The 11,103-nt window shown below is 66.5% G+C and carries 8 protein-coding genes and 1 pseudogene; 7 read left to right on the forward strand and 2 right to left on the reverse strand.

Annotation, left to right across the window (positions count from 1 at the left end; translation table 11 throughout):
• The first annotated feature begins 5 nt into the window (after positions 1-5).
• The 4 genes from ACQR2C_RS20260 (at position 6) to ACQR2C_RS20275 (ending at position 7,335) form a co-directional block, all read left to right on the forward strand.
• Positions 6-1,058: an acyltransferase family protein gene (locus ACQR2C_RS20260; protein ID WP_434881942.1), complete on the forward strand. Its 1,053-nt coding sequence runs from the start codon at positions 6-8 to the stop codon at positions 1,056-1,058.
• 282 nt (positions 1,059-1,340) lie between these two features.
• Positions 1,341-4,418, forward strand: coding sequence for a DNA polymerase I (gene polA, locus ACQR2C_RS20265; RefSeq protein WP_434881943.1), 3,078 nt, complete (start codon positions 1,341-1,343; stop codon positions 4,416-4,418).
• A gap of 996 nt (positions 4,419-5,414) precedes the next feature.
• Positions 5,415-6,614: a glycosyltransferase family 87 protein gene (locus tag ACQR2C_RS20270; RefSeq protein WP_434881944.1), complete on the forward strand. Its 1,200-nt coding sequence runs from the start codon at positions 5,415-5,417 to the stop codon at positions 6,612-6,614.
• Positions 6,615-6,699: 85 nt separating this feature from the next.
• Complete coding sequence (locus tag ACQR2C_RS20275; RefSeq protein ID WP_434881945.1) at positions 6,700-7,335, forward strand: LysE family translocator; 636 nt, start codon at positions 6,700-6,702, stop codon at positions 7,333-7,335.
• 222 nt (positions 7,336-7,557) lie between these two features.
• Here the strand turns inward: ACQR2C_RS20275 and ACQR2C_RS20280 are convergent, their stop codons facing one another.
• Entirely contained in the window at positions 7,558-8,184 is a 627-nt protein-coding gene (locus ACQR2C_RS20280) for a glutathione S-transferase family protein (protein ID WP_315800495.1), read from the reverse strand.
• A 167-nt stretch (positions 8,185-8,351) separates the two neighbouring features.
• Between ACQR2C_RS20280 and pyrE the strand changes: the two genes are divergently transcribed.
• A complete protein-coding gene (gene pyrE / locus ACQR2C_RS20285; protein WP_316183115.1) occupies positions 8,352-8,909 on the forward strand; it encodes an orotate phosphoribosyltransferase in 558 nt (185 codons plus the stop codon).
• 188 nt (positions 8,910-9,097) lie between these two features.
• Entirely contained in the window at positions 9,098-9,913 is an 816-nt protein-coding gene (locus tag ACQR2C_RS20290) for a DUF2865 domain-containing protein (protein WP_315800900.1), read from the forward strand.
• A gap of 129 nt (positions 9,914-10,042) precedes the next feature.
• Here ACQR2C_RS20290 and ACQR2C_RS20295 read toward each other — a convergent pair whose 3' ends face one another.
• On the reverse strand, positions 10,043-10,474 hold the full coding sequence (locus ACQR2C_RS20295) for a hypothetical protein (RefSeq protein WP_315800497.1): 432 nt from the start codon (positions 10,472-10,474) through the stop codon (positions 10,043-10,045).
• A gap of 178 nt (positions 10,475-10,652) precedes the next feature.
• Here ACQR2C_RS20295 and ACQR2C_RS20300 point away from each other — a divergent pair.
• Positions 10,653-10,956, forward strand: a pseudogene (locus ACQR2C_RS20300) (GIY-YIG nuclease family protein).
• The last annotated feature ends 147 nt before the right edge of the window (positions 10,957-11,103 follow it).

Genomic DNA, 11,103 nt, shown 5'->3' on the forward strand with positions numbered 1-11,103 from the left:
ACAGCATGACCGCGAATGGTACGCCGAAAACGGCCGGAACCGAGACGCGCATCGACTGGGTGGACTACGCCAAGGGTATCTGCATCATCATGGTGGTGATGATGCATTCGGTGCTGGGCGTCGAGCTCGCCGCCGGCGAGACCGGCTTCATGCACGCCGTCGTCGCCTTCGCCAAGCCGTTCCGGATGCCCGACTTCTTCCTGATTTCCGGCCTGTTTCTGCCACTGGTGATCAACCGCGACTGGCGCACCTATCTCGACCGCAAGGTCGTGCATTTCGCCTATTTCTACGTGCTGTGGGTAACCATCCAGTTCGGCTTCAAGGCGCCCGGCTTCGCCGCCGCGTCCGGCTGGCCGCACGCCGGCTATCTGTATCTGGAATCCTTCATCGAGCCGTTCGGCACGCTGTGGTTCATCTATCTGCTGCCGATCTTCTTCGTCGTCATCAAACTGACACGGAAGCTGCCGGCGCCGGTGATCTGGGGCATCGCGGCCGGCCTCGAAATGGCGCACATCGTTACCGGCTGGACCGTGATCGACGAATTCTGCGCCCGCTTCGTCTACATCTATTCGGGCTATCTGTTCGCGACCTACATCTTCGCAGTGTCGGACCGGGCCCGCGCGCAGCCCATGCTCGCGATCATCGGCCTGCTCGCCTGGGCTGTCATCAACCAGTCGCTGGTGAACCTCGGCGTCAGCGAGTGGCCGGCTGTCTCCCTCATGCTCGGCTATGCCGGCGCCGTCGCCATCATCATCGCCGGCACGCTGCTGGCGCGCGCGCAGCTCCTCAACGCATTGCGGTTCTGCGGCGAGCATTCGATCGTGATCTATCTCGCCTTCTTCCTGCCGATGGCGGCGACGCGTACGGTGCTGTTGAAGACCGGGATCATCACGGACATCGGAACGATCTCGCTGCTCGTCACCATCGCCGGCGTGCTCGGCGCGCTCGCGATCTGGCGCCTCGCGCTGCGTACCGGCGCCCGCTTCCTGTTCGAACGCCCGATCGCGTTCTGGATCGCGCCGCCAAAGCCGAAGGCTGTGTTGCAGCCGGCGGAGTAGCCACATCCATGGTGTCGTCCCGGGCGAAGACCCGGGACCCATAACCGCCGTCCTCCATGTGAGGCACGCTGTGGCTCCAGCATGCCGCCTCATCACCGCCTGGGAGTGTAAGTCCCGGGTCGGCGCCCCGCCAGCGCTTCGCGCCGTCGGGGCTTGCCTGGGACGACAGCGGAGTTTTTGGCGCGAGCACGGCTCGCAGCCGGCGCCGATTTGCGTGGGGAACGCGCCGGATTCTGCCGTTCCGAGGGTGTCAATCCCGGCCAAATTCCCTACATTGCGGCCATGCCCAAAGCTCCCCAGAAAGCCGCCGCCACGCCCGCCGCCCCTGTGCCTGCCGCCGCCAAGAATTTGGCGAAGGGCGCGGCCAAAGGCGATCATGTGTTCCTGGTCGACGGCTCGTCCTACATCTTCCGCGCCTATCACGCGCTGCCGCCGCTCAACCGCAAGTCCGACGGTCTGAATCTCAATGCCGTGCTCGGCTTCTGCAACATGCTGTGGAAGCTGCTGCGCGACATGCCCGAGACCGACCGACCGACGCATCTGGCGATCGTGTTCGACAAGTCCGAGGTCACGTTCCGCAACAAGATCTATGCCGACTACAAGGCGCACCGGCCGCCGGCGCCCGACGACCTGATCCCGCAATTCGCGCTGATCCGCGAGGCGGTCCGCGCCTTCGACCTGCCGTGCCTGGAGCAGTCGGGCTTCGAGGCCGACGACCTGATCGCGACCTATGCGCGGCTCGCCTGCGAGCGCGGCGCCACCACCACCATCGTGTCCTCCGACAAGGACCTGATGCAGCTCGTCAACGACTGCGTCACGATGTACGACACGATGAAGGACCGACGCATCGGCGTCGCCGAGGTGATCGAGAAGTTCGGCGTGCCGCCGGAGAAGGTGGTCGAGGTGCAGGCGCTGGCCGGCGATTCCACCGACAACGTGCCGGGCGTGCCCGGCATCGGCATCAAGACCGCGGCGCAGTTGATCACCGACTATGGCGACCTCGAAGGCCTGCTGACGCGCGCGGGCGAGATCAAGCAGCCGAAGCGACGCGAGGCTCTCATCGAGAACGCCGAGAAGGCGCGGATCTCGCGCCAGCTGGTGCTGCTCGACGACAGGGTCGCGCTCGAGGTGCCGCTGGACGATCTGGCCATCCACGAGCCCGATCCGCGCAAGCTGATCGCCTTCCTCAAGGCGATGGAGTTCTCGACGCTGACGCGACGCGTCGCGGAGTATTCGCAGATCGATCCGGCGGATGTGACGGCGGATGAGCAGTTGAAAAGTGGCGCAGGCACTGCTCCCTCCGTTCCCTCCCCCCTTGTGGGGGAGGGTCAGGGAGGGGGGCGCTCCACGAGCGGTCCCTCCGGAGCACCCCCCTCCCCAACCCTCCCCCACAAGGGGGGAGGGAGCCCTCGCACCGGAGATCCGCGGATAGACAAGTCCGCGATGAGCAAGGGCACGCCCGCTGGTCTCGCCGAGACCAGGGCGGAGGCGGCCAAGAGCGCGCGGATCGATCGCGACAAGTATCAGACTGTCCGCAGCCTGCCTGAGCTGAACGACTGGCTGGCGCGCGTGCACGATCTCGGCCGTGTCACGATCGATGTGAAGGCCAGCTCGATCGACCCGATGCAGGCGAGCCTGTGCGGCCTTTCGCTGGCGCTGGCGCCGGGCGAGGCCTGCTACATCCCGCTGGCGCATCGCCAGGCCGGCGATGGCGGCGGGTTGTTCGATGCCGGGCTCGCGCCCGACCAGATCAAGGAGAGCGATGCGCTTGCGGCGCTGAAGCCGATCCTCGAATCGGCCGGGTTGCTGAAGATCGGCTACAACATCAAGTTCCTCGCCGTGCTGCTGGCGCAACACGGCATCATCCTTGCGAATGTCGACGACATCCTGCTGATGAGCTACGCGCTCGACGCCGGACGCGGCTCGCACAAGCTCGACTCGCTGGCCGAGCATGTGCTCGCCCACGCGCTGCTCAGCGAGAGCGAGCTGATCGGCAGCGGCCGGAACAAGCTGACCTTCGAGCAGGTCGCAATCGATCGCGCCACCGCGCATTCCGCGGAAGCCGCCGATGTCATCCATCGGGTCTGGCGCGTGCTGAAGCCGCGCCTCACGGCCGAGCGCATGACCGCCGTCTACGAGACCTTGGAGCGGCCGCTGGTCTCCGTGCTCGCACGCATGGAGCGGCGCGGCATCTCGATCGACCGGCAGGTGCTGTCGCGCCTGTCCGGCGACTTTGCCCAGACGGCGGCGCGCGTCGAGGCCGAGCTGCAGGAGCTGGCCGGCGAGCCGATCAATGTCGGCAGCCCCAAGCAGATCGGCGACATCCTGTTCGGCAAGATGGGCCTGTCGGGCGGCACCAAGACCAAGACCGGCGCCTGGTCGACATCCGCATCGATTCTCGACGACCTCGCCGAGCAGGGCAACGATTTCGCACGCAAGATCCTGGGATGGCGCCAGGTCTCGAAGCTGAAATCGACCTACACCGACGCGCTGCCGACCTATGTCAACCCGCAGACACATCGCGTGCACACCACCTACGCGCTGGCGGCGACCACGACGGGACGGCTGTCGTCGAACGAGCCGAACCTGCAGAACATCCCGGTCCGGACCGAGGACGGTCGCAAGATCCGCCGCGCCTTCATCGCGACGCCCGGGCACAAGCTGGTCTCCGCCGACTACTCGCAAATCGAGTTGCGGCTGCTGGCCGAGATCGCCGACATCCCGGTGCTGAAGCAGGCGTTCAAGGACGGGCTCGACATCCACGCGATGACGGCATCCGAGATGTTCGGCGTGCCGATCAAGGACATGCCGAGCGAGGTCCGCCGCCGCGCCAAGGCGATCAATTTCGGCATCATCTACGGCATCTCCGCCTTCGGCCTCGCCAACCAGCTCGGCATCGCCCGCGAGGAGGCTTCGGCCTACATCAAGCGCTATTTCGAGCGCTTCCCCGGCATCCGCGACTATATGGACGAGACCCGCGAGTTCTGCCGCAAGAACGGCTATGTCGTCACGCTGTTTGGCCGCAAGTGCCATTACCCGGAGATCAAGGCGTCGAACGCCTCGGTCCGCGCCTTCAACGAGCGCGCCGCGATCAACGCGCGGCTGCAGGGCACGGCTGCGGACATCATCCGCCGCGCCATGACGCGGGTGGAAGAGGCGCTGGCGCAAAAGAAGCTGTCGGCTCAGATGCTGCTGCAGGTGCATGACGAATTGATCTTCGAGGTCCCGGACGACGAGGTCGCGGCAACTCTGCCGGTCGTGCAGCACGTCATGCAGGACGCGCCGTTCCCGGCCGTGCTGCTGTCGGTCCCGCTGCACGTCGACGCACGCGCGGCTGATAATTGGGACGAGGCGCATTGAGCTGATAACACGGCGCCCTCCTGCATCATCGACGGTTGGTGGAGGCCTCGCTGTATCGCCGCCCCCTTCTGTCGTCCCGGCCTTGAGCCGGGATCCATACCCCCAGGGAATGGTTTGAGGCGCACTGGTCATTGGCCCTTTGCCCGACACGACCGCCGCGGCGTATGGGTCCCGGATCGGCGCCGTGCCGCGCTGGCGCGCGTCACGGCTTGTCCGGGACGACAGCGGGGCGAGAAGACGCATTCACGTTTCAAACAACTGACGACAGAATAAGGACAAGGCTTTGCATTCTCGCGGCACATCGTGCCCGAGGCTTGCGATCAGTCGGCCCTTTTGCAACGGCGCAAAGGGCGCAGGGAAGGCCAGGCCCCGACTGAGGCCCGTGGCCCGCCTGCGAAAAAAATGCAGGCGGCAGGTACCACAGGTTCAGCCGGGCAGACCCGGCCCTCCCTGCGCGATGGGTTGAACGTCTGCTCCGCGCTCTCCCCGGGGACCGGCTTGTTTGCCCCCGTCACCAGCGCGACACGTGATGTCACGCAGGCTTGGCGCCAGCTTCGGGGCGCCAGGACCACACGGCTTGAACGTCCGCGAGCTGCCAATCGTCCAGCGCATCAGCACCTGACAGGCCCGCGGCCACCGCTCCCCGCCTCTACGTATCGTGACGACGCGTACGCCCCTCTGCATGAGGACGGGATGCACGGATCAAACCATGATTTCGGAAAAATAGCAACAAGAAAGTTTTGGGGCGAGAACGTTGCTTGATGCGGCGGCGACGCCGGCCCCCAACCGAGGTCACTCGGCCCCCGCGGCGATTTTACCTGTCGTTAGGCACGATGAGATCGGGCATCGTCATCGGGACGGCCGGTAACACGGCGTGCAGGGTCCCCTGGCAGAGTTGGAGGGGCACCGCGTGCGCGTGATCGCGCGACGGCATCGACCACCCCTACGTCACGAGTGCGCCGATGGCGCCGAACACCCTGGCCTCGACCGGCTCCCATGACCGCGATCTCATCCGCAGCCCACCCTGAGATGCGCGACCAGCGCGCCCTGCTGATCCTGCTGATCGGGCTCGTGCTCTACAACGGCGCCTATCTCGTCAGCTGGGCGCTGTCCTCGCCGCAGCCGGCGTTCGGTGACTTCTTCGGCCTGTGGTCGTTCGGCAAGTATGCCGCGCTGTCTGGCGCCGGCATCTACGATCCTGTCGCGCTCGCGCGCTACCAGCAGACGCTGGATCCCGCCCTCGGCGGCGGCGGATTTCCCTATCCTTACCCGCCGACCTTCCTGCTGGCGTTGATCCCGCTGGGCATGCTGGCGCTGCCTGTCGCCTATGTCTCTTGGATCTCGGTGACGTTCGCGCTGTATGGCCTGGCGACCCTCGGCCGCGACTGGCGCTCGCTGTCGGGCCTTGCGCTGCTCGCCGCGCCGACGACGCTGATCAACGCGATCACCGGCCAGAACGGTTTTCTCTCGGCGGCCTTGCTGATCGGCGGACTGCGCCTGCTCGCGCGCCATCCCGTCATTGCCGGCGTCCTGCTCGGCCTGCTCGCCTACAAGCCGCAATTCGTGCTGTTGATGCCGGTCGTGCTGCTGGCGTCGCGCAACTGGCGCGCCATCCTGTCGGCCATCGCCACGACCGTGATCGTCGCGGTCGTTACCAGCGCTGCGCTCGATCCGTGGATCTGGCTCGAATGGATCGTGAAGTTTCCGAGCTATCAGGCGCAATTGCAGGCCAACCAGCCCAGCCTCGATCACATGATGCCGACGGTCATCGCGGGCCTGCACACGCTCGGCGCGCCGCCGCCGATCGGCTACCTGGTTCAGCTGCTGTTGTCCTGCTCCATCGTCGTGATGGTCTGGGATGCCTGGCGACGCGGCTCAACGCAGCAGGCGATCGCGCTGGTCGCGGTCGGCAGCATCATCGCCACGCCCTATGCGATGATCTATGACATGCCGATGGCGGCGGCGGGGATCGCGATCCACTGGAAGGCGCGGAGCGACGCCGGAGAGCCGATCGCGCCGCTGGAGATCGGCGTGGTGATCGCGCTGGGGGCCTGCCTGCTCGCCATGATCGGGCACTCCGTGCCGCTCGCGGCGGCCATTCTGCTGGTGCTGCTGGCATTGAGCATCGCCGGTGTGTTCGACCGCTCCGGCAGACGGCTGCCGGCGCTGAACGCCGCGCCGCCGCCGGCGGGCTGATTGCTCTCGGTGCAATCGATCGGATGACGATGCGTGATCGTCCGCGCTAAAGCAGGCGGCAGAGATCCCGATCATCGAGCCAGTCATGCCGCACACATCGTCCCTGCTCGCCTTCGCGCTCGTCTCGCTCGGCATGGTGCTGACGCCCGGGCCGAACATGATCTATCTGATCTCGCGCTCGATCACGCAGGGCCACGCCGCCGGCCTGATCTCGCTCGGCGGCGTCGCCACAGGCTTTCTGGCCTACATGCTGGCCGCGGCGTTCGGCATCACGGCGCTGCTGTTTGCCGTGCCGTTCGCCTATGACGCGCTGCGCCTCGCCGGCGCGGCCTACCTGCTCTATCTGGCCTGGCAGGCGGTGAAGCCGGGCGGACGCTCGCCATTCCAGGTGAGGAAGCTCGCCATCGACAGCCCGCGTCGGCTGTTCCTGATGGGGCTCGTCACCAACCTGCTGAACCCGAAGATCGCGATGCTGTATCTGGCGCTGCTGCCGCAGTTCATCGATCCCGCTGTCGGCAGCGTGCTGACGCAGTCGGTGGTGCTGGGCGCGATCCAGATCGTGATCAGCGTCAGCGTCAACGCCATGATCGCCATGGCGGCGGGATCGATCGCGCTGTTCCTGGCGACACGGCCGAGCTGGGCGCTGGTACAGCGCTATCTGATGGGCACGGTGCTCGCGGGACTTGCGGTGCGGATGGCGCTGGAGGCGCGGCGCGGGTGATTTCCATCGGCTCCTCCGTCCTGTCCGCCGAAGCTCCCTTTAGCGACGGGGGATGTGGAGGAGGCCGGCTCACGCGCCGGCATGCGACGGGGCGGGCATGTTCGCGCTAGAGCGATACCGCCCGCGTGGCTCCCCCTCCCCGACCCTCCCCCGCAAGCGGGAGAGGGAGCGCACCGCCGGCGCGGAAGACAGCGTCGCCCCCCAGCGACAGAGCAGCGGCCATCAATCCAGCTTCGCCTCCATGCCGCGCTTCACGGCGGGGCGGGCCATCAGGGTATCGTACCAGCGCTTGACGTGGGGGAAGTCGGCCAGATCGACCTTGTGGCGCGGGTGGCGCCAGGCCCAGCCGAGAATGGCGAAGTCGGCGATCGAGAGCGCGCCTGCGACGAACTCGTGCTGCGCCAGCCGGCGGTCGAGCACGCCATAGAGCCGGACCGTCTCGGCCATGTAGCGCTTGAGGCCGTAGGCGCGGTCCTGTTCGTCGGTCAGCGCGATGAAATGGTGCACCTGGCCGGGCATCGGGCCGAAACCGCCCATCTGCCACATCAGCCATTCATAGACCGGGATCCGCTCGGCGACGGATCCCGGCAGGAACTGGCCGGTCTTCTCGGCCAGATAGAGCAGGATGGCGCCGGACTCGAACACGCTGACCGGCTTGCCATCCGGGCCGTCGGGATCGACGATCGCCGGGATCTTGTTGTTGGGGCTGATCGCCAGGAACTCCGGCGCCATCTGGGCGCCCTTGGTGATGTCGACCGGAATGACGCGGTAGGGCAGCGCCATCTCCTCCAGCGCGACCGAGATTTTGCGCCCGTTCGGGGTGTTCCAGGTGTACAGCTCGATCGTCATACGGGCATCCTTCCCAATCGTCCTTGCTTGGTCGCGGGCTCCCATTAGCTCGAAACTGCATCCGGCTTCAAACGTAGCGTTGTTGATGGGACATCGTGGCGGCTGGTCTCCGCCGCCCGCCCCCGATAGATTGCGCCACCCAAGAATCCACCCTCAGGGGAAACGCCGTGTCCAAATCCGCCTCCCGCGCCCGCCTCCTCGAGATCATCCGCAGGCGCTCGTTCGGCCGTGGCGAGATCACGCTGGCCTCCGGCCGCAAGAGCGACTTCTATTTCAACCTGAAGCCGACCATGATGGACCCGGAGGGCGCCACGTTGCTCGCCGAGCTCACCTATGAGGCGCTGAAGGACGAAGGCTTCGATTATATCGGCGGCCTGGAGATGGGCGCGGTGCCGCTGGCCGGCGCCATCGCCCAGATCTCCTGGATCAAGGGCCATCCGATCGCGGCCTTCTTCGTGCGCAAGAAGCCGAAGGAGCACGGCGCCAGGCTGGCGATCGAGGGCCTCGCCCGGGACGAGACCCTGGCGGGCAAACGCATCGTCGTGGTCGAGGACGTCACCACCACCGGCGGCTCGGCGATGAAGGCGGTGGAAGCCCTGCGCGAGGCCGGCGCCGAAGTGGCGCTGGTGTTCACCATGGTCGATCGCGAGGAAGGCGCCGCCGAGACCTTCGCCCAGGCCGGCCTGCCGTTCCAGGCGCTCTACAAGGCGCGCGAATTCCTCTGAGGCGCCTGGCGCGCGGCGCAATTCACTGCCCGCGCATACCGCTCATTTACCAACGCCCGTTAAGGTTACCGCAAAGCTGATGGCGCCGTGCCTTGGGCATGGCGCGTTCGATCGCACATGATCGGGCGACGTGGGTTGCCGCGTCACGGCGTGGCTTTGCGGTGAAGATCCTGGCGATGGAGCGGGCGTTGCGTAGCGTGTTGTCGTTTCGGCGGAGGTCCCGCCACGTCGCTGTCGCGGCGACGGTCGGCCTCGTCGCCGCCGGCGCGCTGGCGCCGCGGATGGCGTCGGCCCAGGGCCTGTTCGACTTCCTGTTCGGCGGCTTCAACAAGCCGCAATCGCAGCGGCCAGCGCAGGGCAGCTCCTTCGATCCGTTCGGCACCAACCCGCAGGCCGCCCCACAGCCGCGCGTGGCGTCTGGATCAGGCGCGGCGTTCTGCGTGCGCACCTGCGACGGCCGCTATTTTCCGCTGACGCGCGGCCTCGCCTCGCCGGCGCAGATGTGCCAGGCGTTCTGCCCGGCGAGCCCGACCAGGATCTATTACGGCTCCAACATCGACTACGCGACCGCAAGCAATGGCGAGCGCTATGCCGACAGCGAGACCGCGTTCGCCTATCGGCAGGCGCTGCGCGCCGACTGCACCTGCAACGGCCGCGATCCGGCCGGGCTGGCGCCGGTCGACCTGTCGCTCGACACCTCGCTGCGTCCCGGCGACGTGGTCGCCACCAGCGACGGCCTCGTCGCCTATTCGGGCACGCGCGGCAGCGGCGGCCAGCCGGCCGACTTCAAGCCGGTCGCCTCCTATCCCGGGCTGACCTCGGACACGCGGGCCAAGCTGAGCGAGATGAAGGTGGCGCCGGTGCGCGCCGAGATGCTGGCGGCCGATGCGCTCGCCGCCATGCCGCCGCCCGAGGCCAATGCCGGCAATGTCAGCGTCGCGCCGCCGATGGCAATCGCGCCGAAGCCGGCCACGGGCCGCGCCAAACGCGCGGACGTGGATTGAATTTTAGTCCTCGTCATTGCGAGCGCAGCGCAGCAATCCAGAGTCTCGCACTCCACCCTGGATGCTTCCGCCTTCGCCCTGCGGGCTTCGGCGGACACGTCGCTGCGCTCGCAATGACGGAACGCTGACCTAGCGTCCCACGATCACGCCGATGACGTTCGGCGCTTCCAGGTACTTTTCCTCGATCGCCGCCCGCGCGGCGGCGCGGTTGTCCGGCGTCAGCAGGCCGCGCTTCTCCGCGAGGATCATCCAGCAGAAGCCCCACCAGTCCGACAGCATGCCTTCGTCGTCGACCAGGTCGTAGCCTTGCTCGGCGGCAAAGATGCGCGCCCGCGCCTCGTCCAGGCCATCGAGGAAGGTGTGGTCGGTGGCCGAGAACAGGTCGTCGGAAATGTCGTCGGTGGTGTAGCCCCAGACCGACATGCACACAGCATTGAACGCGCGGTCGATCTGGTCGTCGTCGACGGCCCGCCGCCGCGCGGTCTTGTGCAGCCGCGTCAGACTGCGCGCGAAGTCGGCAATGCGGGTCAGGGCCAGAGGATCGAAGGCGATATTGGACATGGGTGTCCTCGCGGGATGCACTGATGCCGGGGGCTGGCGGATCGAATCGCTGTAGGGATAACGATCGCTTGCTAAATTGTTCTTAATTTGTTCTATTTGAAAAAGGAAGTCAATTGTCGTCGTCCCGGCCCCCGAGCCGGGACCCAAACCCACCGCAGCCGATTGTTTGGCACGCGCTATGAGCACTGAGGCCGCATGGCCGGTCTACATTCTTGCCAGTGGCCACCACGGCACGCTGTACATCGGGGTGACCAACGATGTCAGGAAGCGCCTTGAAGACCACCGTGCCGGGCGAGGGTCCAAGTTCGTCAGCAGGTACAAGGTTTTTCGGCTTGTCTATGTCGAACGTTTCGCGCGCCCGCTAGAGGCGATTCGCCCGCGAGAAGCAGCTCAAGAATTGGCATCGCGACTGGAAGGTCGAGCTGATTGAGACGGACAACCCTGATTGGAGTGACTTGTCGGGCCTGATCTTAGGCCGGTGAGTCTGGATCCCGGCTTTCGCCGGGATGACGACGGTCGAGAGACCTCGATCCATCTCTCCCACGCACCCGCAGCAACAGCCTTCCGCGTTCCCTGCCCGGAACCCGGCCTGAACTTTGCATCATTTTCCATCACCTTGCTGTGCGGAC

It is taken from the genome of Bradyrhizobium sp. HKCCYLRH3061, assembly GCF_051168015.1.
Taxonomy (GTDB): Bacteria; Pseudomonadota; Alphaproteobacteria; order Rhizobiales; family Xanthobacteraceae; genus Bradyrhizobium.

Bases quoted from the DNA above. Each gene is read 5' to 3' on its own strand.
- ACQR2C_RS20260 (WP_434881942.1), top strand. From the start codon at position 6: ATGACCGCGAATGGTACGCCGAAAACGGCCGGAACCGAGACGCGCATC.
- polA (WP_434881943.1), top strand. From the start codon at position 1,341: ATGCCCAAAGCTCCCCAGAAAGCCGCCGCCACGCCCGCCGCCCCTGTG.
- ACQR2C_RS20270 (WP_434881944.1), top strand. From the start codon at position 5,415: ATGACCGCGATCTCATCCGCAGCCCACCCTGAGATGCGCGACCAGCGC.
- ACQR2C_RS20275 (WP_434881945.1), top strand. From the start codon at position 6,700: ATGCCGCACACATCGTCCCTGCTCGCCTTCGCGCTCGTCTCGCTCGGC.
- ACQR2C_RS20280 (WP_315800495.1), bottom strand. From the start codon at position 8,184: ATGACGATCGAGCTGTACACCTGGAACACCCCGAACGGGCGCAAAATC.
- ACQR2C_RS20295 (WP_315800497.1), bottom strand. From the start codon at position 10,474: ATGTCCAATATCGCCTTCGATCCTCTGGCCCTGACCCGCATTGCCGAC.